Annotated in this window: 16 protein-coding genes and 1 riboswitch; of the genes, 9 read left to right on the forward strand and 7 right to left on the reverse strand. The window is 67.9% G+C overall.

Annotated elements, in window-relative coordinates:
* Positions 1–225 precede the first annotated feature (225 nt).
* Positions 226–289: riboswitch (Fluoride riboswitch) on the forward strand.
* 99 nt (positions 290–388) lie between these two features.
* The 3 genes from ACFMO7_RS15535 to ACFMO7_RS15545 are packed head-to-tail and all read left to right on the forward strand — an operon-like array spanning position 389 to position 4,288.
* Complete coding sequence (locus ACFMO7_RS15535) at positions 389–1,432, forward strand: AAA family ATPase (protein ID WP_376796405.1); 1,044 nt, start codon at positions 389–391, stop codon at positions 1,430–1,432.
* Positions 1,429–2,838 carry a DUF58 domain-containing protein gene (locus tag ACFMO7_RS15540; RefSeq protein WP_376796406.1) on the forward strand — a complete coding sequence of 470 codons (1,410 nt, stop codon included), beginning with the start codon at positions 1,429–1,431 and terminating at the stop codon, positions 2,836–2,838. The genes ACFMO7_RS15535 and ACFMO7_RS15540 overlap by 4 nt, the downstream gene beginning before the upstream one ends.
* Entirely contained in the window at positions 2,759–4,288 is a 1,530-nt protein-coding gene (locus tag ACFMO7_RS15545) for a DUF4129 domain-containing protein (protein ID WP_376796407.1), read from the forward strand. The genes ACFMO7_RS15540 and ACFMO7_RS15545 overlap by 80 nt, the downstream gene beginning before the upstream one ends.
* Before the next feature lie 99 nt (positions 4,289–4,387).
* On the opposite strand, the gene ACFMO7_RS15550 is transcribed toward ACFMO7_RS15545, so the two are convergent.
* From ACFMO7_RS15550 to ACFMO7_RS15565, 4 genes are all read right to left on the reverse strand, one after another.
* The gene (locus tag ACFMO7_RS15550; protein ID WP_376796408.1) at positions 4,388–7,075 is read right to left on the reverse strand and encodes a family 78 glycoside hydrolase catalytic domain; all 2,688 of its coding nucleotides are present in this window, start codon (positions 7,073–7,075) and stop codon (positions 4,388–4,390) included.
* Positions 7,076–7,231: 156 nt separating this feature from the next.
* Positions 7,232–8,182 (reverse strand): carbohydrate ABC transporter permease, encoded by a 951-nt coding sequence (locus tag ACFMO7_RS15555; protein WP_376796409.1) that lies wholly within the window; start codon positions 8,180–8,182, stop codon positions 7,232–7,234.
* 62 nt (positions 8,183–8,244) lie between these two features.
* Complete coding sequence (locus tag ACFMO7_RS15560; protein WP_376796410.1) at positions 8,245–9,129, reverse strand: carbohydrate ABC transporter permease; 885 nt, start codon at positions 9,127–9,129, stop codon at positions 8,245–8,247.
* A gap of 236 nt (positions 9,130–9,365) precedes the next feature.
* The gene (locus tag ACFMO7_RS15565) at positions 9,366–10,697 is read right to left on the reverse strand and encodes an ABC transporter substrate-binding protein (RefSeq protein WP_376796411.1); all 1,332 of its coding nucleotides are present in this window, start codon (positions 10,695–10,697) and stop codon (positions 9,366–9,368) included.
* Positions 10,698–11,278: 581 nt separating this feature from the next.
* Between ACFMO7_RS15565 and ACFMO7_RS15570 the strand changes: the two genes are divergently transcribed.
* From ACFMO7_RS15570 to ACFMO7_RS15595, 6 genes are all read left to right on the forward strand, one after another.
* Entirely contained in the window at positions 11,279–12,556 is a 1,278-nt protein-coding gene (locus ACFMO7_RS15570; protein ID WP_376796412.1) for an ROK family protein, read from the forward strand.
* Positions 12,557–12,881: 325 nt separating this feature from the next.
* Positions 12,882–14,210, forward strand: coding sequence for an MFS transporter (locus ACFMO7_RS15575; RefSeq protein ID WP_376796413.1), 1,329 nt, complete (start codon positions 12,882–12,884; stop codon positions 14,208–14,210).
* Positions 14,211–14,329: 119 nt separating this feature from the next.
* Positions 14,330–15,145: a putative hydro-lyase gene (locus tag ACFMO7_RS15580; RefSeq protein ID WP_376796414.1), complete on the forward strand. Its 816-nt coding sequence runs from the start codon at positions 14,330–14,332 to the stop codon at positions 15,143–15,145.
* Between the two features lie 106 nt (positions 15,146–15,251).
* A complete protein-coding gene (locus ACFMO7_RS15585) occupies positions 15,252–17,354 on the forward strand; it encodes a hydantoinase/oxoprolinase family protein (RefSeq protein ID WP_376796415.1) in 2,103 nt (700 codons plus the stop codon).
* Complete coding sequence (locus ACFMO7_RS15590; RefSeq protein WP_376796416.1) at positions 17,348–18,946, forward strand: hydantoinase B/oxoprolinase family protein; 1,599 nt, start codon at positions 17,348–17,350, stop codon at positions 18,944–18,946. Before ACFMO7_RS15585 ends, ACFMO7_RS15590 begins: the two co-directional genes overlap by 7 nt.
* Before the next feature lie 154 nt (positions 18,947–19,100).
* Positions 19,101–20,900 carry an NB-ARC domain-containing protein gene (locus ACFMO7_RS15595; RefSeq protein ID WP_376796417.1) on the forward strand — a complete coding sequence of 600 codons (1,800 nt, stop codon included), beginning with the start codon at positions 19,101–19,103 and terminating at the stop codon, positions 20,898–20,900.
* On the opposite strand, the gene ACFMO7_RS15600 is transcribed toward ACFMO7_RS15595, so the two are convergent.
* The 3 genes from ACFMO7_RS15600 to ACFMO7_RS15610 are packed head-to-tail and all read right to left on the reverse strand — an operon-like array spanning position 20,837 to position 24,044.
* Positions 20,837–22,189, reverse strand: a complete 1,353-nt coding sequence (locus tag ACFMO7_RS15600) for an MFS transporter (RefSeq protein ID WP_376796418.1) — start codon at positions 22,187–22,189, stop codon at positions 20,837–20,839. The genes ACFMO7_RS15595 and ACFMO7_RS15600 overlap by 64 nt on opposite strands.
* A 26-nt stretch (positions 22,190–22,215) precedes the next feature.
* On the reverse strand, positions 22,216–23,361 hold the full coding sequence (locus ACFMO7_RS15605) for a rhodanese-like domain-containing protein (RefSeq protein WP_376796419.1): 1,146 nt from the start codon (positions 23,359–23,361) through the stop codon (positions 22,216–22,218).
* On the reverse strand, positions 23,349–24,044 hold the full coding sequence (locus ACFMO7_RS15610; RefSeq protein ID WP_376796420.1) for an ArsR/SmtB family transcription factor: 696 nt from the start codon (positions 24,042–24,044) through the stop codon (positions 23,349–23,351). The genes ACFMO7_RS15605 and ACFMO7_RS15610 overlap by 13 nt, the downstream gene beginning before the upstream one ends.
* Between the last annotated feature and the right edge of the window lie 167 nt (positions 24,045–24,211).

Consider the following 24,211-nt stretch of genomic DNA (forward strand, 5'->3'; position numbering starts at 1 on the left):
GAGAGGTTCTCGACGGGCGAGCCGGTTCAGGTTCGCAAGAGGGACGGGTCGATCGAAGAACGAGCGCGCGCCAACCAGGAACTGTTGGCCTGCGCGGAGAAGCTCCCCCGTCCCGGTCCCGGAGGCGGCTCCCTTCCCCGGGGAAAGGGACCAGGATCAGGCCGACAGCGGTTGGCTGGATGGATGGCTTTGATCAGACATTCCGGTGACTGTCGATAGCACAACTGAGAGCAAGGCGATGAAGCTCGCCTTATACGCGTCGGTTGGCGCTGATAGCTTCTACATCCCTCGGCAGCCAGGGCTGTAGAAGCTTTTTTGATGGTGCCAGATCCTTACTCAGGCGGACGCTCCAAAGGACGAAAAACAGAACGAGGAGATGTATTGCTCTATGAACGACGAATCTGCCGCGCCGGTCAGTGCACGTCTGCAAGCCCTGGCGGCCAGGCTGCGGGCCAACATCGGGCGCGTCATTGTTGGAAAAGAGGCCCTGATCGATCTCCTGCTCGTGGCCCTGCTCAGCGACGGGCATGTCTTGCTAGAGGATGTGCCCGGGGTCGGCAAGACGCTGCTGGCCAAGGCCCTGGCGCGCTCGCTGGGCCTCAGCTTTCAGCGCATTCAGGGCACACCCGACCTCTTGCCCGGCGACCTGACCGGCATCACCTACTTCGAGCAGCCCAGCAGCACCTTCGTCTTCCGTCCCGGACCCCTTTTCAGCCACGTCGTCCTGGTCGACGAGATCAATCGCGCGACGCCGCGCACGCAGGCCGCCCTGCTCGAGGCAATGGCCGAACGGCAGATCACGGTTGAACGCGAGACAAGGCCCCTGCCGCGGCCCTATCTTGTGCTGGCGACCCAGAACCCCATCGAGCTGGAAGGGACTTTTCCCCTGCCGGAGGCCCAGCTCGACCGCTTTCTGCTGCGCCTGCCGCTTGGCTATCCGACGGAAGAAGAGGAACTGGCGATGCTGCACCGCTTTAAGGCGGCGGAGCCGCTGGAGGAGCTGGAGCCGGTCGCTGGAGCGGAGGCCATTCTGAGCGCCCAGCAAGAGATCCGTCATCTCTACTGGCAACCAGAGGTCGAGCGCTATCTACTGGCCCTGGTGCGAGCCACGCGCAGCCATCCGGCCATCAGTCTGGGCGTTAGCCCGCGCGGCACGCTGGCCCTGCAGCGCGCCAGTGCCGCCTATGCCGCTCTCTGCGGACGCGACTACGTCTTGCCAGACGACATCAAGTATCTGGCTCCGATGGTCCTGGCCCATCGCCTGGTCCTTACGACGCGGGCCCGGCTGCAGCGCCAGGAGGCCGCCCAGGTGCTGCAAGAGATCCTGGAGACGATCCCGGTGCCCGTCGAAACCCTCAACCCAACGACCCGCTCCCGGGGCTGGGGTCTCGGCCAGCACCCGGGCCTGGGAGTGGGAGGCGAGCGCTCATGAGCGATGGTTCCCACCCCCAGGCGACGCAGATGGCGCGTGAAACCCTTCTCAAGCGGCGTCCCTGGTACGGGCTGGCCGTGACTCTCCTGCTGCTGAGCGCCGTCAGTCGGCAGCCACTGGTCTTTCTGGCCGCCCTCTTTGCCCTGGTCTGCGGCCTGGTGCCGGAGCTGTGGTATCGGCGTTCCTTGTGGCGCCTGCGGCTGGACCTGGAGCTTGATCGGAGCGCCGTCCCCCTCGGTCAGGAGGTCACGCTGACGCTGAGGGCCGAGAATCGCAAGCTTTTGCCCTTGCCGTGGCTGGAGGTCGAGATCGAGATCCCCAGGCAACTGCCTCTCTTGAGCGGGCGCAGCCTCCCCAGTTACAAGGCCAATCGCGCCCTGCTTGTAAATGGGCTGGCGATCTGGGGGTATCAGCGCGTCAGGCGTCGCTACCGTCTGCGCTGTCCCCAGCGCGGCGTATACAGCCTGGGGCCGCTGCTGGTGCGCACCGGTGATCCCTTTGGCTGGCTTATCCGCCAGGAACTGCTTGAGCGGCAGGTGCGGCTCCTCGTCTATCCCCAGGTGCTCCCCCTGGCGGACTTCGGGCTGACAACCCTGGCTCCCCTCGGAACGCAGACCTCGCTCTTGCGCCTGCTCGAGGATCCTCTGCGCTTCGCCGGCGTGCGCCCCTATCAGCCGGGCGACGACCCGCGCTACCTCCACTGGAAAGCGAGCGCCCGCGGGGCTGGCCTCTATCGCAAGCTCTTTGAGCCGGCCAGCACGGCCCGTCTGCTACTGGCGCTGAACATCAATACCTTCCGCGAGCCGTGGATGGGAATCGATGCCGGGCTACAGGAGCTGCTCATCAGCCTGACGGCCTCGCTGGCTGTCTGGGGGCTGCAGGCCGGCTATCAGGTGGGACTGCTCGTCAACAGCCTGCTGGCGCCCTGGGACGAGCGCCAGACCGGGCCAGAGGAGGGGCGCCAGTTGGTACGCAGCGACCAAGCCACCTATCATGCGCGCGTGGCTGTTCCCTGCGCCCGTGGTGACGAGCAGGAGCTGCTTCTGCTGAGGACGCTGGCGCGCCTCCTGCCCTATATGGGGGCTGCCATCGATCCGCTGCTGGAGCCTGAGAGTCTGCCGCTGCCAGCAGGAGGAACCCTGCTGCTGATAACGGCGGCCTCGGTGCTGCAAGAGAGCACGGTTGAATGCCTGCTAGAGCTGCGCCGTCGCGGGCTAGCGCCTCAGCTTGTGTTGGTCGGCGAAGAAGACGAGGTCGCCGCGGCGGCCGTGCAGAAGGCCGCCGGGCTGATCCCCGTACGGCATCTCCAGGGAAAGGAGCAATGGCATGAGTTATGCCAGATGGCTGGCGTCGAAATGGAAACCAGGAGGCAGCCACGGCCAACGTGCTCCGACGAGCTGGCTTGAGTGGCTGGCCCTACCACTGAGCGTCTCCCTGATGGAGGCCCAGCCGGTCAGCTTACTGTTGCAGGTGGGCGCCAGGCTTTTGGAGAGTGGGCCGCCGCCCTGGCCGCTCTCTTTCCCGCAGAGCGACTGGCTGGCGTTTCTGGGGGAGCTGCTGCTGCTCTGGTGGGCCTGGGCCGTCGAGACCTGGACCGGGAGCCAGCCGGATCGGACTCGCTGGCGGGCCTTTGCGCTGCTTCTCTCCTTGCTGCTGGCTCTCCTCTCTGGCTGTGGACTTCTGCTGCCGCGTCTGCTGGCCGGGCAGGATCTGGCGCTTGGCCTGCTCGTCGCCTTGCTGCTGGTCTGGCTCTGGCGTCGGGCCTTGACCTGGAGCCGGCTGGGCTTCGAGCATGAGGCCCTGGCCCGCTCCTTCCGCCTCAGCTTCCTGCTCTTGCTGGCCATCCTGGGGCTGGCGCTGCTGGCCTCCTGGCAGGACCTGCAGGCCGCTCTCGCTCTGGCCTGGCCGCTCTTCTTCTTCTCCGGCCTGCTGACGCTCTCGCTGGCTCGCCTGAGCGCCTTGCGCCGTCAGCCACGCGCGCAAGGACTCCCCGGTGACCCGCTGCGCCCCTGGCTTCTCGTGTCGGTGCTGCTCTCCCTCCTGATCTTGCTCCTGGTCGCGCTGCTGGAGATGCTCTTTTCCTTCACTACATTTCAGACACTGGTTGCCTGGCTGACGCCTGGTCTTGCCCGTCTTTGGGACTGGCTGAGCGAGGGACTCCTCTGGCTCCTTGTGCTCCTTCTGACGCCCTTCTTTGACCTGGCGGCCCTGATCGTGGCCGCGCTGCAGCATGGAGGGAGGCTTTCCGCGCCAGGACTGCTTTCTCCGGCCAGGCTGCATCAGCAATTGCAGAGGCCAGCGTCGGGATCTGGCTGGCTCGTGCCGCCGGCCTTTCTCCTGGCGGGTCGCCTGCTCGTGCTCTTCCTGCTCGTGCTCGCCCTCCTCTGGATGGTGCGTCGCCTGCTGCGCCTCGGACACTGGCGAGCCGCGAGGCCCGAGGTCGACGAGGAACGGGAGATGCTCAATCCGCTGAAGGTTCTTGGCGAGCGGCGGCGGGCGAGAGGGCGAGAGCGCGCCAGCTCTCTCGCCGTGGAGGCCCTGCCCCCGACCTCGCTGCGCTGGCTCTATCGGGCCTGGCTGGAGGCGCTGGCTGCTCGAGACCAGCGCTGGGTACGTCATCCCGCCGAGACAGCGCTCGAATATCTGGAGCGCCTCCGCCGCCAGTTAGGGCACGGCGAGATGACCAAGGGAGAGCCGGAGCTGAGCGAGTTTGGCGAGCACTTGACAAGAGCCTACCTGGAGGAGCGCTATGGCAATCGCCCACCATCGCCCGAGCGCCTGCGCTTCCTGCGCCAGCGCTGGGAGCGGCTGGCTGTCCGCCTGCGGAGGCAGCAGGGCCTTCGCTCCCAGCGCTGAGCCGTCTCCTGGCTGGCTCACCAGGGGAAGGCCGGGCGAAGCTGGACACTCCAATCTCAAGCGAGCGTCCCGTCGGACGGCCCTGGTCCCGACGGCTGGCTAGCCCTGTCGGGAGTCGGTGGGAGGATAGGGCACGCGCCAGCGGTGGCTCCCCGAGCCGACCTCGGCCTGGGGAGCATCGGTGCCGGGCAGCACGATTCTGGCCGTCGTATTCGGGGGGACAACGACCTGCAGCTCGAAGGTCTCATCCTCGATCTGCCACTGGACCGCGGCCAGACCATAGGGCGTTTGCAGACGGGCCGCGGCGTACGTCAGCCCGCCGCCGGGCACGGGGCGCACCAGCAAGCGACGATAGCCGGGGGCAGCGGGCGCCAGGCCGGCCACCGTCCGCTGCAGCCAGTCCGCCACCGAGCCGAGGGCGTAGTGATTAAAGGAAGTCATTTCTCCGGGATTGAGCGAGCCATCGGGCCGTAGACTATCCCAGCGCTCCCAGATGGTGGTCGCGCCCATCGTCACCGGGTAGAGCCAGGAAGGGCACTCGCGCTGGAGCAGCAGGCGAAAGGCCACCTCCGCAGCTCCGACGCTGCAGAGGGCGTCGCAGATGATGGGCGTGCCCACGAAGCCCGTACAGATATGGTAGCCCTCGGCCTCCACCAGCTCGACCAGGCGCCGGCCCGCTGCCTGGCGCAGCTCTGGGTCGCGCAACAGATCGAAATGCAGGGCCAGCGCGTAGACCGTTGGCGCATCGCTCAGGATCTGCCCATCGGGACGAACGTAAGCTTGTTGGAAGGCCGTTCGCACGCGGGCCGCCAGCCGGCGGTAGCGCTCTTCCTCCGCGCGCCGTCCCAGCACCCCCGCCGCCCACGAGAGAACCTCTGCCGAGCGAGCAAAGTAGGCCGTAGCCACGACCTCCGGGGCCGCGCGCGCCGCCGCCGGTTGCTCCGGCGGAGCAGCGGGGTCCAGCCAGTCGCCGAACTGGAAGCCAGACTGCCACAGGTAGCTCTCCCCGGCCAGGCGAGCGATCAGATCGACCCAGGCACACATACTGGCAAACTGGCGCGCCAGCAGCTCGCGGTCCCCATAGCGCTCATAGAGCGTCCAGGGGACCAGCACGGCCGCATCGCCCCAGGCTGCCGCCGGGATGGGCTGCTCGCCCGGCAGTCCCGGAATGCGCCTGAGAATGTCGGGCACCACAAAGGGCACGATCCCCTCCGCCGTCTGCTCGCAGGCCAGGTCGCGCAGCCACGAAGAGAGGAAGCCGGCGCAGTCATAGAGAAAGCAGGCCGTCGGCGCAAAGACCTGAATATCGCCGGTCCAGCCCAGGCGCTCGTCGCGCTGAGGGCAATCGGTTGGAATGGACAGGAAGTTGCCGCGCATGCTCCAGACAACATTTTCATGGAAGCGGTTGAGCAGCGGCTCGGAGCACTCGAACCAGCCGCTGCGCTCCAGATCGGAGTGACAGACCACGGCCTGGATATCAGCCGGCTGCAGCTCGCCCGGCCAGCCTTCAACCTCGGCATAGCGGAAGCCGTGGAAGGTGAAACGCGGCTCCCAGGTCTCCAGGCCCTGGCCGCGCAGAATATAGCGGTCAGTTGCTCGGGCCGTACGCAGCGGGCGCGTGCACAGCTCGCCCTGCTCCAGCACCTCGGCGTGGCGCAGGGTGAGCTGCTGGCCCGCCGCGCCGCGCACGCGCAGACGTAGGCGCCCAACCAGATTCTGCCCAAAATCAAGGATGGTGCGCCCGCTCGGCGAGGTCAGGATGGCCTGGGGAGCGAGCAGAGCGGTGCGCCGAACCGGCGGAGCCTCGGGGGCAGCCAGGCGCCCGAGATCCCAGTCCAGGAGGCGCACGCCGTGCCAGTCATGGTCGGCATAGCCCGGCTCCGACCAGCCGTCCTTTTCCTGGCGCGCATCGTAGACCTCGCCATCGTAGAGATCGCTGGCCCGAATGGGACCCTCGCAGGCGCGCCAGCTCAGATCGCTGACCACGCGCTCGCAGCGCCCATCGGCGTAGTGCAGCTCTAGCTGAGCCAGTAAAGCCAGGCGCTCGCCATACAGATTGCGCCGCCCGCCGTGAAAACCGAGACGCCCGCGATACCAGCCATCGCCCAGCATCACCCCCAAGGCGTTGCGCCCCTCGCGCAGGAGCGCCGTCACATCGTAGGTCTGATAGAGCAGTCGCTGATCGTAGCTGGTCCAGCCGGGGGCGAGGACCTGGTCGCCGACGAGGTGCCCGTTGAGCTGGGCCTCGTAGACGCCCAGGGCCGTGATATAGAGGCGCCCCGCGCGCAGCCCCGGCGCGACCTCAAACTCGCGGCGCAGCAGCGGAGCCGGCTGAGGCCGCTCGCTCTCCTCATCCCAGTCGGGGGTGATAAAGCGAGCCTCCCAGTCGGAGGGCTGCAGCAGCCCAGCCTCGACCGGCACCAGCTCGCTCCAGGGCGAGCGACTGCCGTCGCCTCCCTCCACTCGCACACGCACGGCCAGACGCTGGCGCGAACGCAGAGGAGGGAACGGCCAGGCCACCAGATGCGACTCCCCCGAGCGCACCAGCCCGCTGCTGGCCCAGAGGCGCCCGCTCTCCTCGTATGCCTCAAGCTCGTAGGCGGCCTGATGCCAGTTCGCCAGCGCGGTCTCTACCTGCCAGCTCAGGCGGGGCCTGGGGGTCCCAATTCCCAGGGCCTCCCGCACGTGCTCGAAGCGCACACGGCACACCCGTACCTCAGCGTCCGCGCCGGCTCCCGCGAGCGGCGCCGTATCCTTCCCCTTGCCAGATCCTTGGCGATCGCTCATGCTCACTCCTTCTGGTCTCTTTATTTAAAGGTAAGATGGATGGATGGGTGGATAGATGATAGGCGAACAGACAGACAGACAGGCAGACAGATAGGCAGACAGGCCAACCGATAGCCTTAGAGATCGCGAAAACCAGGGGCCGCTCCCAGCGGGGGCCTAGCCCTTGAGCGCGCCGGCGGTCAATCCCTTGATGACGCGCTGGTTGAGCAGCAGGTAGAGCAGAAGCGTAGGAAAGACCGCCAGGCTCACCGCCGCGAAGGTCGGACCCCAGGCTACCTGGCCATATTCTCCCGAGAAATTCAGCAGGCCGGTCTGAATAGTGCGCAGGCTGTCGCTGCTGATGAAGGTCAGCGAGAACAACAGATCGTTCCACAGAAAGAAGAACTGGACCAGGGCCACCGTGACCAGCCCGTTGCTCACCAGCGGCACCGCCACGCGGAAAAACACCTGGGCGAGGCCGGCGCCATCCAGAATAGCCGCCTCCAGCAGCTCGCGTGGAATGGCCTTGAAGTAGCCGGCCATCAGAAAGACCGTCAGCGGGAGACCGAAGCCGGTATAGGTAATGATCAAGGCCCAGCGCGTATCGATCAGCTGCAGGTGAAAGTAGATAGTAAACAGCGGCAGCAGCAGGATCTGCAGCGGCACCATAATGCCCGCCAGAAAGAGCAGCAGCACGGCATTGCGCCCGCGCCAGCGCATCACCTCCAGGGCGAAGCCGGCGGGCACGCTGAGGAGCAGAATGAGCGCCAGCGAAGGGAAGACCGTCAGAACGCTGTTCAGGAAGTACAGACCAATGTTGCCGGTGGTCCAGGCCGCCAGGTAGTTCTGCCAGTGCAGGCCCTCGGGCAAGGCCCACAAGGGCCTCAAGGAGAACTCGGCGTTCTCCTTGAAAGACGAGAGCAATAGCCACAAAAGCGGATAGATCTCAATGACCAGCAGGAAAGCCAGCAACAGGCGCAGCGGCAGGCGCCGCAGCCAGCGCCAGCCTGCCCGTCCCGACCGTCCCGCCCGCCCCGCCCGCCCCGGCGATCCCGGCCGCGTGCCCCCTCTGGCCCGCCAGCCCGTGGGGGCCTGCTGGAACTGTCGTTCGGCCACATCGGTATGCATGGCTGAGAGCTTCCCCCCTCTCTGATTGATCGTCTGCCTGTTGGCCTGACTGACGGCTTCACTCAGGCCACATCGCGCCGGGCCGAGCCGAAGATGGTCACCGTCACCAACAGGCTCAGCAGTGCCAGGGCTGTGGCCAGCGTGCTGCCATAGCCGTACTGGCCATAGGAGAACGCGGTATTGAACATATAGAGTGTCAGAGGCGTCGTCGCCTGGCCGGGGCCGCCGCCGGTCAAAGCCAGGACGCTATCGAAGACCTTCAGCGTCCCGTTGATGCTGAAGATCAGGGCCGAGAGCAGAATAGGCAGCAGCAGCGGGAGCACCACATGCCAGACCAGGCGCAGGCCCGAGGCGCCATCGACGCGGGCGGCCTCCAGCAGCTCTGCGGGGATCTCCACCAGGCCGGCGTAGAGCAGGACGGCATAGAAGCCCATAGCCCGCCAGATATCCATGATGGCCAGCACCCAGAAAGCCGTTGACCCCTGGCCCAGCCAGGCTTGAATCCAGCCGTCGAGATGCAGCAGCGCCAGGGCAGCGTTGATCAGGCCATACTGCGGCGCAATGGCGAAAAGCTTGGCAAAGAGCTGCGCCACGGCCACCGTCGGCAGAACCACCGGGAAAAAGACCAGCGTGCGCACCAGGGCCGAGGCCCGGCGCAGATAGAAAACATAGAGCAGCGCCAGCAACAGGCCGAGCAGAATCTGACCCGCCGTGACCGTCACAGCGTACTTCAAGGTAAAGAGTAGAGCCTGCCAAAAAGCGCCGTCGCTCAGGAGCTGCCGGTAGTTCTGCAACCCGACGAAGTGGAAGCCGCCGATAACGTTGCCTTCGAAGAGCGTGTAGGCCAGCGACCACAGGATGGGCAGCAGCACCACGCCGCTGTAGACGAGAAGGGCCGGCCCCACCATAAGGAGCGTGGCCCGTCGGTCGCGTAGTAAGCGTTCCATAGCGACAAGAGCACTCTCCTGCGATTACTCTTGCAACGAGCGAACGAACAGATCAACACCGAAGACAAGGACTGGCCACCGCGCGAGGCGCCGAGGCGCCGGCGGCCGGCCGAAGGAATGCGCCGGAACCTTGCCGGTGGCGGGCAGAGGCGCCGGGGAAGGGGCGTCCCCAGCGCGGGCAAGGCCCGGCGCATTGCGGCGCTCACACCAGGATCGCGCGCCTGCCACTGCGGATCCTAGCCCTGGTCGAGCGCCTGCTGAAGGGCGGCCATAAAATCATGGGGCGACATGGCCCCGGTCACAAGCGGAGCAGCATTCTGCTGCGAGAGCGTGGTGGCCTTCGTCGAGAAGAGAGCCTCGAACCAGAGCACCGGCTGCCGGACAGTGGCGATCAGATCGAGGACCAGCCGGGTCAGCGCTGGAACGCTGGCGGGCTGCTGATGGACCACGAAGCCGGTGACGGCCCCTTCCTTCTGCAGCGCCACGTCGCCGTAGCGGCGCGCCACGTAGGCCAGCCAGTCGCCGGCGGCGCTGTTGTATTTGGCCTGATTGACCGAGGTCGTCTGGCCGGCGTTCATTGGGGCCTGGCTGCGATCGCCGCTGCCCCCAGCCACGTTCGGGAAGGGGAAATAGCCAATAGCGTCAGCCCCGATCTTGTTGCGCGCAGGGTCGTTGAAGTCGCGCAAGGCCCAGCTTCCCATGTAGAAGATGGCCGCCTTCCCCTGCAGGAAAAGATCCTCAGCGGGGTCGTAGTCCAGCTCAGCGACGCCCTTGCCGAAATACCCTTGTTTGCCAAGAGCGGCCACCGCCTGGGCCGCCTCCACGTAGCCGGGATCGGTCAGCCGGGCCTGCCCGTTCTTGACACGTCGCAGGGCCTCTGGCCCGTACTTGCGGAAAAGGTAGTTGCCGATCAGGCGCGTCAGGGGCCAGCCCTGAACCCCCGAGGCCGCAAAGGGCTGCACGCCGCGCTGCTGCAACTGGGCCGCCAGGCTCACCAGCTCGTCCCAGGTCTGAGGCGGCTGCAGCCCATAGCGCCCGAAGAGAGTCTTGTTGTACCAGAAGCCTTCGATGTTCAACTCGAAAGGCAAGGCCAGGAGCTGATTGTTGAAGAGCTGCTTGACGATCGTGACGGCGGCGGGCACGAGCTGGTCGAGGACCCCCAGTTGCTGGAAGGCCTTTTCCAGGTCGAGGACCTCGCCGTTTTTCTGAAGCTGAACAAGGGTGTCGACCGGAGGACTGTTGTAAAGCAGAGGAAGGGCTCCCTGCCCGGCCAGCAGCTGCACCTTCTGATAGAGGTTGGTTTGAGCAATATAGTCCACGGTGAAGCTGACGCCGGCATGGCTCCTGGCGTACTCGCTGGTAATCGTCTCCAGCACCAGCGGCCAGCCAGTGCCGGCTTGCTGAACGGAAAGGAAGTGGATGGCCAGGGAACTGGAACCGCTGCCTCCCCCACCCGCCTGGCCACCACAGCCACTGAGCAGGGCGGCTAGCCCAAGCGTGGCGCCTCCAGCCAAACGCACGAACTGGCGCCGATTCAGCAGCGCGTTGAGATCGTCTGTCGTCCGCATAGGCATGAATCCTCCTCTGGATTGCTGGCCACCATAGCCATCAGGAAGGAGGCAGAGCGCTGGTGCTCGCTCTGGTCGGCCCCCCGTTTCCGGCCTCCTCGCTCTGGCTGCCGTCGGGAGAGGCCCCCGAAAAGAACACCCTCGCCCGCGCTCGCTGCACCCGCCACACTGATGCGCGCCGATTCCTGGTGCTGATCTCCCTGTCCCCAGGCCGGCTCGCCGGTCACGCCGGCCCCGGCCCTTCTGGTGCCCTCCTTTGAGCGCTCGCGGCCTCTCTGCCGCCCGTGCCGATCTTCTGCCTGTCACTGGAGGCCCGCCCGGGCTGCCCCAACCCTGGCGGGTCAAAATTTAAGTAAGTAAGTAAAGTTAGTAGATAGTATAGCGAGAAGGGGCGGGCTTGTCAATGGGCGCCCGCCGGCGCCGGCGGAGGCCCTGCCCTCTCCTGGATCGTGCCCGACAGGCCCTCGCTGAGCGGCTGAGCGGAAGCGAGAGGCCATAGAGCGGGCTGCCGCAGCCCGGGCCTGGGCTTGACGCCTGCTGGTTTTTGCGCTACCATTTTCCTTACTAACTTAAGAAAGGGGGTGGCAGGACTGGCAGCGACGGGACAGCCTCGTAGGGCGGCGGATCGCTTCTTGATCCGCGGGATCAACCAGAGCCTGGTCTTGAATCTCATTCGGGCCTATGCGCCGATCTCGCGTCCGCGGCTGGCGGCCCTCTCTGGCCTGAGCCAGGTAACGATTATTAAGATCGTCAATGCGCTGCTGGAGCGTCAACTGGTGCTGGAGCGCGAGGGCATGGAGTCGACCGGTGGGCGGCGGGCTGCGCTGCTGGAGCTGCACCCGGAGGGGGGCTTTGCCATCGGCCTGATCCCGCAGCCCGATTCGCTGACGGCGGCCATCGTCAATCTGACCGGGAAGCTGGTGGCGGCCCGCCAGTGGTCGCTGGCGCTGGCCGGCCAGCAGCAGCAGGCGCTGGATCTGATGGCGGCCTGCGTCGAGGAGCTACTCGCCGAGAGCCTGCTGCCGCGGGGGCGCGTCATTGGGTTGGGGCTGGGCCTGAGCGGCTTGATCGATAGCGAGGGGGGGGCTTGCCTGCAGTCGCACATTCTCGGCTGGAAGGAGCTGCTGATTCGCGAGCCGTTGGAGCAGCGGCTGGGCCTGCCGGTCTTCGTCGATAACGATGTCAACTGTCTGGCCATCTCGGAGAAGCTTTTTGGGCTGGCGCGGCCTTTCAATCACGCTCTGGTGGTGGCCATTGGGCGCGGTGTGGGCCTGGGCCTGATCCTCAACGGCGATCTCTATCGTGGCGCCTTCGGGGGGGCGGGCGAGTTCGGTCATACGGTGGTGGCTTTCGATGGGCGGCGCTGCAACTGTGGTAAGCGTGGCTGTCTGGAGACCTATGTCTCGGAGGCCGGTATTGTCCAGAATTATCTGGAGGCTGTTCAGGGGGCGAGCGCGGTCCCGCTGCAGCTTGATCCGGCCTGGCCGCAGCCCGCGCCGGCGCTGAGCGAGGTCATTGCCCGCGCCAGGGCGGGCGAGGAGGCGGCGCGGGCGGCTATTGGGCGCGCCGGCCTCCTGCTGGGGGTGGCCCTGGCCAATCTGGTCAATCTGCTCAATCCCGAGTGCATTCTGCTCTCCAGTCCCGATACCTCTCTGGGCGTCAGCGACCTGCTCCTCGATTCGCTGCGCGCTACCTTTGAGCAGCATGTCTTTGCGCAGATGGGGCGCGACCTGCGTTTTCTGACGGTCAAGAAGCCGGGCTATGAGACCTGGGCCAGGGGGGCTGCCAGTCTGGTGCTGCGCCACTTTTTCGCCCCGCCGGCCCAACTGCGGGCCGAGCCAGGACTGCCCGAGGGCTGAGGGGAGGAGCGCGGCGCGGCCCTATGGGGGGAAGATGATCCCTGGTTGTCCTCCCGCTGGGCTGGCCTTCTGGCCCTGGCTCGGGTACTGTCTTCTCTATATACAGGCAAGCTGAGCAGCAGGGGGCGGAGATGGCCGGGCTGGCCCGGCCCGGGCCGCCGGACCGGCGGGCCTCGCCTCAGGGACGCCAGAAGGCGCCCTCCTCTCTCGCTCTTGTCCCGCTCGTGCGCTCCGCTTCCCTCGCTGGCTCCCTGGCTCGCTTGTGGCTGATCGCCCGTAGCGTAGCTCCACCCTTATTTGCTCCTATGCGGGAGGACCCACTGCCATGAACCTTGAGCAAGGGCACAGTAGCAGCAGCCTCGCTACCCCCCAGCGTAGTCGTCTTCTCTCTCTGGACTGGTACCGCACTCTGCGCGGCTCCTCCAGGCATGCCTTCTGGGCCGCTTTTCTCGGCTACGCCCTCGATGCCTTCGATTACCAGATCTTCTCCTTCGTGCTGACGGCCACGGCGGCGGCCTTTGGCCTGACGACCGGCCAGTCGGGCCTGATTGCTACAGTGACGCTGGTGGTCTCGGCCTTCGGCGGCATTCTGGCCGGCGTCTTCGCCGATCTGATCGGGCGCGTCCGGACCCTGATGTTGACGATTGCCGTCTATTCGCTCTTTACTTTTCTCTCGGGCCTGGCGCCCAACTATGGCTTCCTGCTGCTCTTCCGTTCGCTGCAGGGCCTGGGCTTCGGCGGCGAGTGGGCCGCGGGGGCCATTCTGATCGCCGAGGTGGCCGACCCGGCCCAGCGTGGGCGCGTGCTCGGGATGGTGCAAAGCTCGTGGGCTGTCGGTTGGGGCCTTGCTCTGGTGGCCTATACGCTGGTGTTCTCTTTCTTCCCGGCCTCGATCGCCTGGCGCATCTCTTTCTGCCTGGGCATCCTGCCCGGCCTGCTGACGCTCTATGTGCGCTCGCGCGTGTCGGAGCCGGAGGTCTTTGTGCAGACGCGCGCCGCTGAGCAGCAGGCGTCCGGGGACCAGGCGCGCGCCTACAGTACGCGCCGCTCGCTGCTGCAGATCTTTCAGCCGGACCTGCTCGGGCGGACGCTGCCGGCCACCTTGCTGGCCATTGGGGCCCAGGGGGGCTATTATGCTATCTTTACCTGGCTGCCGACCTTCTTGAAGACGGTCCGCCATCTCTCGGTGGTGGGCAGCGCTCCCTATCTGGCTGTGGTCATTATCGGCTCGTTTGTGGGCTATGTGACCAGTGGCTACATCAACGACTGGCTGGGCCGCCGCCCGACCTTTGCCATCTACGCGTTCTGCAGTGCCGTCTTGATTTTCCTCTATACCCAGATTCCGGCGGGGGCCAACGGGCTGCTCCTGGTCCTGGGGGCCCCTCTGGGCTTCTTTGCTTCGGGAATCTTCAGCGGCTTCGGCTCCTTCCTGGCTGAGATCTTCCCCTCGCGGGCCCGCGGGGCCGGCCAGGGCTTCTGCTACAACTTCGGGCGCGGCGTCGGGGCCTTCTTCCCGACCATTATCGGCTTCCTGTCGGCGGCCATTGGCCTGGGCGGCGCCATCGGCTTCGGCGCCTGTGCCTACGCGCTTTGCCTGATCGCTCTCCTGCTCCTGCCGGAGACGCGCGGCAAGCGCCTGGTGGCCGTCGATTAGCGGAGTGGCTCCGGCCGATCGATGAGCCGGCTGGCTGACCGATCGACTGACCGACCGACCGACACTGACTGACTGGTTGATCGAGAGGCAAGCAGAGAAAGGAGGTTCTGACGGCTGCAATGCAGATGGAGGAACTGGCCCATTTGAGCGCGGCCGAGGTGCGGCAGGCGATCCGCGCGGGCCGCTGGCGGCGCCCGACGACCGGGCTGGCCCTGGGCTATGTGCAGGCCAATCTGGTCATTCTGCCTGCCGACTGGGCTGAAGAGTTTGCGGAGTTCTGTCGGCGCAATCCTCAGGCGCTGCCCTTGCTGGAGATGACGGCGCCCGGCGATCCCGAGCCGCGCCGCCTGGCGCCGGGGGCCGACCTGCGCACCGATCTGCCGCGCTACCGCCTCTATCGCGAAGGCCGTCTGGTCGAGGAGCGGGAGGACCTCCTCCCGCTCTGGCGTTCCGATCTGGTGGCCTTTCTGTTGGGCTGCTCGTTCTCGGCGGAGCGGGCCTTGCTGGAGGCCGGCGTGCGCCTGCGCCATCTGGAGGAGGGGCGCAATGTGGCTATGTATCGCACCAGCCGGCCCTGTCAGGCCACGGCCCGCCTGCATGGGCCGCTGGTGGTGAGCATGCGCCCGCTCAGGAGCAGTGAGGTGGGGCGGGCGACGGAGGTGACGGCGCGTTATCCGCTGGCTCACGGGGCCCCGGTACACTGCGGCGATCCGGCGGCCCTGGGGATCGCCGATCTGGCCCGCCCCGACTGGGGCGATCCTATCGACCTGGCCCCCGAGGAGGTGCCGGTCTTTTGGGCCTGCGGCGTGACGCCGCAGGCGGTGATCGCCGAGAGCCGGCCACCGCTTGCCATCACCCACGCCCCAGGCTATATGTTTATTACCGATTGGCGCGACCAGGATATCGACCAGCGCCCGGGCGCGGGCCTGTTCTGATCGACCGGAGTGAGAAGGGCAGGGCGGGCGCTGTCTGCGCTGCGCCGCGCTGGCCAGCTTGCTGCCTGTCGTTGTAGAGGAGAGAGGATTGTCGAGGAGCACAGTGATGACTGCTATTCTTGCCGGAGTTGATACGGGAGGCACGTTTACCGATCTGGTGCTCTTTCAGGAGGGACGGCTGCGCGTTCATAAGGTATTCTCGACGCCGCACGATCCGTCGCAGGCTATTCTGACCGGCCTGCAGGAGCTGGGGGCCTTGCCGCGCCTGCGCACGCTGGTGCACGGCTCGACGGTGGCCACCAATGCCGTGCTGGAGGGCAAGGGGGCCCGCACCGGGCTGATTACGACGGCGGGTTTCCGCGATGTGCTGGAGATCGGGCGGCAGACGCGGCCCAGCCTCTATAATCTGCGCGTGCAGAAGGTGCCGCCCCTGGTGCCGCGCGCGCGCCGCGTCGAGGTGCGCGAACGCCTCAATGAGCGCGGCGAGGTCCTTCTTCCCCTCGATGAGGGGTCGCTGGAGGAGGCTCTGGCCACCCTGGCCCGCGAGGAGGTGGAGGCGGTGGCGGTGGTGCTGCTCTTCAGCTTCGCCAATCCGGCCCATGAGCAGCGGGTGGCCGAGGCGGCCCGCCGGCGGGGCTGGTACGTCTCGGCCTCGGCGGAGGTCCTGCCGGAGTTCCGCGAGTATGAGCGCACCAGTACGCTGGTGCTCAATGCCTATGTGGGGCCGCTGATCGATCGCTACCTTGGCCAGTTGGAGCGGGCCTTGCCGGCGGGCACGGGTCTGCGTATCATGCAGTCCAACGGCGGCTCGATCTCCAGCGCGATGGCGCGGCGCGAAGCGGCCCGGACGCTGCTCTCCGGCCCGGCGGCGGGCGTGGTGGGGGCGCGCTTTGTGGCCCGCGCCTCCGGAATCGAGCGCCTGATCGCTCTCGATATCGGCGGTACGTCGACCGATGTGGCTCTGGTCGATGGGGCGATTACGGAGACGACCGATGGGCGCATTGGGGGCTATCCGACGAAGCTGCCGATGATCGATATCCATACGGTGGGGGCTGGTGGGGGGAGTCTGGCCTGGTTTGATCTGGGTGGGGCCTTGCGTGTGGGGCCGCGCTCGGCGGGGGCCGTGCCTGGGCCGGCGGCCTACGGGCGCGGCGGCACGGAGGCCACGGTGACCGATGCCCATGTGGTCCTCGGACGCCTGCTGCCGGAGGCCTTTCTCGGCGGCAGCATGCGCCTGGATGTGGCCCAGGCCCGCCAGGCTCTGGGGACTGTCGCCGCCCGCCTGGGGGCCTCGCTGGAGGAGGCCGCCCTCGGCATTGTGCGCATTGCCAACGCCAATATGGAGGCCGCCATTCGCCTGATCTCGGTGGAGCGCGGGCTGGATCCGCGTCACTTTACGCTGGTGGCCTTTGGTGGGGCCGGCCCGCTGCACGCCTGCGAGCTGGCGGCGGCCCTCTCGATTCCACGCGTTCTGATCCCGGCGGCTCCGGGGGTGCTCTCGGCCCTGGGGATGCTGGTGGCCGATGTGCTCAAGGATTATGTGCGTACCCTGATGGTGCCGATCGAGCAGGAGACGGCCCAGGCGGCGATCGAAGCGGCCCTGGCCAGCCTGGAAGAGCAGGGGCGGGCCGATCTGCTGGCCGAGGGCTTTGCTGCGGAGCAGATCCAGATTGAGCGCTATCTGGATCTGCGCTACGTGGGCCAGTCCTATGAGTTGACCGTGCCGTTCGGCGGCGACTGCGCCCGCGCGGCCCAACAGTTCCACCTGGCCCACGAGCGGCGCTTTGGCTACAGCGATCCCAACGAGCCGGTGCAGGTGGTCAATGTGCGCCTGAAGGCCCGTGGCCTGGTTGAGCCGCCGGTCCTGGAGCGTCAGCCGCTGCAGCCCGAGGCGCTGGTGGCGCCCCTGGAGCGGCGCCAGGTGATCTTCGCCGGGGAGCGGGGACCACAGGCTCTGGAGGCCGCCGTCTACGCCCGGGAGGCCCTCCTGCCGGGGACCCAGTTTGGCGGTCCGGCCATTGTGACGCAGTACGATACGACGACCGTGGTGCCGCCGGGCTGGCGGGCGCGGGTCGATGGGGTGGGCAATCTCTTGATCGAGCTGGCCGGCGATGGCCCGGCGCCTGCTCCGCGGCTCCTGCAGCAGCGCCGCCTGCCCGAGGGAGCGGCTCTGCCCCAGTTGGCTGAGGAGGGGACGCACGTATGGTAGATGCCATCAGTCTGGAGATTTTCCGCAGCGCTCTGACGGCCATTGCCGAGGAGATGGGGGCCGTGCTGATGCGCAGCAGCTATTCGCCAAATATTAAGGAGCGGCGCGACTTTTCTTGTGCGCTCTTCGATGCCCGCGGGCGCCTGGTGGCCCAGGCGGCCCATATCCCGGTCCATCTCGGCTCGATGCCGGATTCGGTGGCCGAGGCCCTGGTGGCCTTCGATCGCTTTGCTCCCGGCGATATCATCGCTCTCAACGATCCTTTCCTGGGGGGGACGCATCTGCCCGATATTACCTTGATTGCCCCGATCTTTGTGGAGGTGGAGGAGGAGCAGCGCCTGATCGGCTTCGCGGCGAACCGCGCCCATCATGCCGATGTGGGCGGGATGGCCCCCGGCTCGATGCCGCTGGCGACCGAGATCTACCAGGAGGGACTGATTATTCCGCCGCTCAAGCTCTGGGAGGCCGGCCAGCCGAATCGCGCCTTGCTGGCCCTGTTGCTGCGCAATGTGCGTACGCCCGATGAGCGCCGCGGCGATCTGGCGGCCCAGGTGGCGGCCAATCGGACGGCGGCCCGCCGCCTGCAGGAGCTGGTCGATCGCTGGGGCCTGGCCGCCCTCGAGGAGCATGTCGAGGCCCTGATCGCTTATGCGGCCCGCATGGCGCGGGCCACCATCGCCGCTATTCCCGATGGCTGCTATCGCTTTACCGATTATCTGGACGACGATGGCCTCTCGCCGGAGCGCATTCCGATCGCGGTGACGGTGACGGTGCGCGGCAGTGAGCTGACGGTCGACTTTACGGGGAGCGCTCCTCAGGTGCGCGGCAATGTCAATACGGTGGCCTCGGTGGCCCGCTCGGCAACCTACTATGTGGTGCGCTGTCTGATGCCGGAGGATGCGCCGATGAACCACGGGACCTTTGCCCCGGTGACGGTGATCGCTCCCCGGGGCTCGGTGGTCAATGCCCGCCCGCCGGCGGCGGTGGCTCAGGGCAATGTCGAGACCTCGCAGCGCCTGGTCGACGCTATCTTCGGGGCCCTGGCCCAGGCGCTGCCGGAGGTGATTCCGGCGGCCAGCCAGGGGACGATGAATAATATCGCCGCCGGGGGGATCGATCCGCGCACGCAGCAGCCCTTTGCTTACTATGAGACGATGGGGGGCGGAATGGGGGCCCGCCCGGGCCTGGATGGGCTGTCGGGGGTGCATACGCATATGAGCAATACGCTCAATACACCGGTGGAGGCTTTCGAGTACGCCTATCCGATGCGCGTGACGCGCTACGCTCTGCGCGATGGCTCGGGGGGAAGGGGCCTGGCCCGCGGCGGCGATGGCCTGCTGCGCGAGATTTGCTTTGAGGCGCCCGCCGAGGTGACGCTGCTGACGGAGCGGCGCCGCCTGCCTCCCTATGGCCTGCAGGGGGGCGAGTCGGGCCGCTGCGGCGAGAACTGGCTCTATCGGCGCGACGGCGAGGCCACGCTGCTGCCGGGCAAGGTGCATTTCCGCGCTGAGCCGGGCGATCGCCTGCTGATCGCCTCGCCCGGCGGCGGCGGCTGGGGCCAGGCGCCCGCCGACCACGGCCTCCTCGGCTGAATCCGCCCAGGCGGGTCCGGTCCGGTCTGGCGGCACGGCTCGGAACCGGCTGGGGCCGGCGATAGAGAGGCCCCAGCCAGCGGGCGTCAGGGCGGTCGGCAGATGGACAGGCAGGCCGGGAGGCCAGTCGTCATCTCCTGCAGGAGTGCCCACGATGAAACCAAATCTGCGTCTGAGACATGAGCGCGAGATGCGAGGCTGGTCACAGGCCCGGGTCGCCGAGGCGATCGGCTCGTCCGAGAAGAATGTCAGTCGCTGGGAGCGCGGCGTCTCTTCGCCCCAGCCCTATTATCGCGAGCGGCTCTGTCAGCTCTTTGGTAAGAGTGCCCGCGAGCTGGGCTTTGTCGAGGATGAGGAGGGGGGGACGGCCCCGCTCGCCGGGGAGACGGCGCCGGCGGGCCGCGGGGCTGGCTCCCTGCGGATCCTTGATCCGACGATTCCGCCCCTGCCGAACGAGGGGCGCGGCCTGGTTGGACGCGAGGGGCTGCTGGGAGAGCTGGTGGCCCAGCTCTGTGCGGGCCGCTCGCTGGCCCTCTGCGGCCTGCCGGGGGTCGGCAAGACGGCCCTGGCGGTGACGCTGGTGCATGATCCGCGCGTTCAGGCGCGCTTCGAGGCCGGGGTGCTGTGGGCTGGCCTGGGGCCGCGCCCCACCCTGTTGGAGCATCTGCGCCGCTGGGAGCAGGTCCTGGGGGTGCCCAGCCCCAGCGGCGAGCTGGCGCTGGCGGCGCGGGCCCGCGCCCTGCGCACGGCGATCGGCCAGCGGCGCTTCGTGCTGGTGATCGACGATGTCTGGGAGCTGGAAGCGGCCCTGGCCTTCAAGGTCGGCGGCCCGCAGTCGGTCTTGATCGCCACGACGCGCTTCCCGCGCCTGGCCCTGGCTATCGCCGGCGAGGGGGCGCGCACCATTCATGAGCTGGAGGGGGCCGATGGGCTGGCGCTGCTGGCCCAGTGGGCCCCGGAGGTGGTGGCCCGCGATCGGGGCGCGGCCTTGAGCCTGGTCGAGGAGGTCGGCGGGCTGCCTCTGGCGCTGACCCTGCTCGGGAAGTATTTGCAGTCCCAGGCCCATAGCGGCCAGCCTCGCCGCCTGCAGGCCGCCCTGGCGCGCCTGCGCAGCTCGCATCAGCGCCTGCACGTCAGCGAGATGCGCGGCCCATTGGAGCAGCCGCCGCATCTGGCCTGGGGCACGCCGCTCTCGCTGCAGTCGGCCATCGCCGTCAGCGATCAGCAGCTCGATGAGCAGGCCCGCGAGGTGCTGCGGGCCTTGTCGGTCTTTCCGCCGAAGCCCAATAGCTTCAGCGAGGAGGCGGCCCTGGCGGTGGCCCAGGCCCCGCCGGAGGCGCTCGATGCCCTGGTCGATGCCGGCCTGCTGGAGAGCTGCGGGGCCGGACGCTATATGCTCCATCAGACGATCGCCGATTATGCCAGCGCCCACCTGGGGGATACGCAGGCCGGCGAGCGCCTGGTGGCCTACGTGACGGGCTTCATCGAGCGCCACGCCGCTGAAGATGGGCTGCTTGAGCAGGAGAGCCGCAATATTCTGGCCGGCCTGCAGTACGCCTTTGAGAATGGCCGCCATGCCCGCTTTGTGCGCGGCGTGCTGGCCTTCGCGCCCTTTCTGCTGCGGCGCGGCTTCTACGAGCTGGCCCGCCTCTATTTGCAGCGCGCCTACCAGATCGCCATCTGGTCGAGCGATGCGCCGACCCAGGTGCGCCTCTTGCAGGGCCTGGGCGAGGTGGCCCTGCGCCAGGGCGACCTGAAGGCGGCGGGCGGCTACCTGCGCGAGGCCCTGCCGCTGGCGCGCGAGCTGCCGGATCGGACGGGGCGGCGCCGCCTGCTGCGCCTCTTGCGCTGGCTGGCTCTGCGCCAGGGCGATGGGGCGCGGGCCGCCGACTACGGCCGCGAGCTGGCAGCCCTCTCCGAGGAGGAGGAGGGGGAGGAGGGGTGCGCGGACTGAGGCCGCCTCAGGGTCTCGCGCATGAGCAGGGCCACGACCCATCCCGAGAGGAAGGTCAGGAGGGCGACGAGGCCGATGGCCCAGGGAATTGAGAGCAGGTCGGCCAGCAGCCCGGCCAGCAACCCCCCGAGGGCGTAGCCGCTGTCGCGCCAGAGACGGTAGACGCCGACCGCCGAGGCCCGCCAGTCCGGGGGGACGACGTCGCCGACGGCGGCCAGCAGGGTCGGGTAGACGAGAGCTGTGCCGGCCCCCAACAGGACGGCCCCCACCAACCAGGGCCAGAAGCCGCGCAGGAGCAGCATCAGGGCCAGCCCGCCGGCCTGCACCCACATCCCCAGGGCGATCATCCCCTTGCGTCCCCAGCGGTCCGACCAGGCCCCCGTCAGAAGCTGGCCCGCTCCCCAGACGGCGGGATAGACGGCGACCAGCCAGCCGATGTGGAGGGCATCAAGCCCGGCGGCGGCAAAGTAGAGCGGGAAGAGTCCCCACGAGAGTCCATCGTTGAGGTTGTTGATGAGGCCGGCCTGGCTGACGGCCAGCAAGGTGCGCTCGCGCCAGGAGACGCGGGCCACGATCTGCCAGAAGCCGGGCGCCGGCTGGCTCTGGCCCCGATCCCGGAGCTGGCTGGCCTCCAGGCGGGCGTGGCCCTGCGATTCGCCGACCCCCAGAAGCGAGAGGAGCAGGCCGCAGAGCGCCAGGAGGGTCCCCAACAGGAAGGGCTGGGGGCGCAGGGCGGAGGCGCTGGCCAGGAAACCGGCGGCCAGGGCGGCCCCAGAGACGGCCAGGTAGCCCGCCGCTTCGTTGAGGCCCATCGCTAGACCCCGCCGCCGCGGCCCCACCAGGTCGATCTTCATGATGACCGTGGTCGACCAGCATAACCCCTGGTTGATGCCCAGCAGGACGTTGGCGAAGACGACCCAGCCCCAGTTGGGAGCCACGATGATCAGCGGCGGCACCAGCAGGCCGACCAGCCAGCCGGCGACCAGGATGCGCTTGCGCCCGTAGCGGTCGCCCAGCCGGCCCGCCAGCAGGTTGGCCAGGGCCTTGATGAGGCCAAAGCTGATTAAGAAGGAGAGAATGGCCGTCTTGGAGGCCAGGCCGAAGTCCTGGACAGCCAGCAGCGGCAGGATGGCGCGCTCGAGGCCGACCAGCGAGCCGACGAAGGCGTTGATGATGACGAGGAGCGTGAATTGGTGCCAGTTGGCGCGCAGGCCAAGCTGCGGCGGCCCGCTCCCTGGCTGGCCCGGCTCCGGACCCGCTCCGGCGGACGACTTAACGGCTGACGGCACAGCGATTTCCTCCGGCTTCTAGCTCTTCAACGGCGACGGCGGGCCAGTGGCCGCTTTCGTTGGCGGCGATGATCTCCTGGTAGTGGGCCGGCGGCTCCGGCAGGCGACTGAGGAGCCGGTCCCGGAAGGCAGCGGGCGAGGCCAGCAGCGGCGCCAGCCAGGCGCGCACGGCTCCCAGGGTCGTCAGGACGGGCTGGCCGTCGAAGGGCAGCGGGCGCGGACTGTGGCCGGCCAGCAGCCAGGTTGCCTCGGGCAGGCTGAGCAGGCGCTGCAGGCTGGCGTAGAGCTGGTCGGCGCGGCGCCGGGCCTCCTGGCCGTCGGCATCCAGGTCCGGACGCCCCAGCCCCTCGGGAAAGAGGGTGTCGCCGCTGAAGAGCAGGGCCGGCTCCCCCGCCGGAGCGGACAGGAGATAGCAGGTGCTCTCGGGCGTGTGTCCGGGGGTGCACCGGGGGTGCACCGGGGGTATGCAGGGCCTGCAGCTCTAGCCGGCCCAGCGCCAGCCGTTCGCCGTCGGCCAGAGGCTGGAAGGGAAAGGCAACCCGCCGCTGGGCCGGCAGCAGGAGCCTGGCCCCGCTGGCCTCGGCCAGGAGCCGCGCCCGCGAGAGATGGTCGGCATGAATGTGGGTTTCCAGCACGGCAACAATCTGCCAGCCGCGCCGGCGGGCTTGCTGGAGATAGACGGCAGGCTCAAGAGAAGGGTCAAGCACAAGGGCGACAGCCCCATCGCTGATCAGATAGGAGAGGCAGCCCTTGCCGGTGCGCCGGATCTGGATGACCTGCCGCCGCTCTTCTTCCTTCCCCGGCCCCGGCTGGGTGGGGCCGCTTGAGCAGGGGAGCGGCACGAGGGCCGTGTTCCAGGCCAGGCTCCAGGCCCGCATGCCTCCCTCAAGCGAGTAGGCCGGCAGGCCGCGCGCGGCCAGAATGGCGGCGGCCCGCTGGCTGACCTGGCCCGACTGGCAGACGACAACGATCGGCCGCTCGCCCGGCAGCTCCAGGCTCTCCAGCCCCCCCGTCTGGCCGGCTTTGAGCGCCTCGTAAGCCTCGATATGCCGGCTGCCCGGGATCGACCAGGCAGCATAAGCGGCCCCGGGCCGCACATCAAGGATGGTCACCGCCTGGCCGCTCTCCAGCCAGGCACAGAGGGTCTCGACGCTGATCCTCAAAGCTGCCATGGGGACGAACTCCGTTCTTGAACGACGGGCAGGCCACGCTCGCGCCATTCGGGCACGCCAACCTCCAGGCGCCAGGCCCGAAAGCCGTGGGCCTGCAGCAGGGCCACGGCCTCGTCGGCGAAGAGACAGTAAGGGCCACGGCAGTAGGCGATGATCTCGTAGTCGCGGGGCAGCTCGCTCAGGCGGCCCTCCAGTTCGCTGACGGGCAGCGAGCGCGCCCCGGGCAGATGGGCACTCAGATATTCGTCGCGCGGCCGAACGTCGAGCAGGAGGGCGCGCCCACCCTGAAGCCGCTCCAGCGCCGCTTCGATGCTGAGGGCCGGCAACCGCTGGCGCTCGGGCAGCCAGGTGCTGACAAGCTGCCCCAGCTCGGCCAGGTGGGCTTCGCCCACACGCCGCAGGGCCAGCCAGAGGCGCACCACTTCGCCAGAGGCCAGCCGATAGCGCTGGTGGCGCCCCTGACGCCGCCCCTCGACCAGATGGGCGGCCCGCAGAATCTGCAGGTGCTGCGAGACGGTGGCCAGGGGCAGTCCGCTCTCGGCAACCAGCTCCTCGACCGTGCGCGCGCTCTGGGCGAGCAGGTCAAGCAGCTCGAGACGATGAGGACTGGCCAGGGCCTTGCCAACGCGCGCCAGTTGCTCGTAGAGCTGGTCCTTGAAGCGGCGCTTGCTCTCCCCGCGCATACCCTCTTCCCTCCCTCCCTTCCTTCCTGCTTTCCAAATCGATACATTGTCATTCAATAGATTAATTGAAGATTGGAGGATCGTCAAGGGCCTGGGCTGGGCTGGGTCTGGGCCGGCCCGCTCTGCTCCGCCTCCGGCGGTGGGGGCGGGCCGGCTCCAGGCGGGCT

It is taken from the genome of Thermogemmatispora sp., from assembly GCF_042408735.1.
GTDB lineage: Bacteria > Chloroflexota > Ktedonobacteria > Ktedonobacterales > Ktedonobacteraceae > Thermogemmatispora.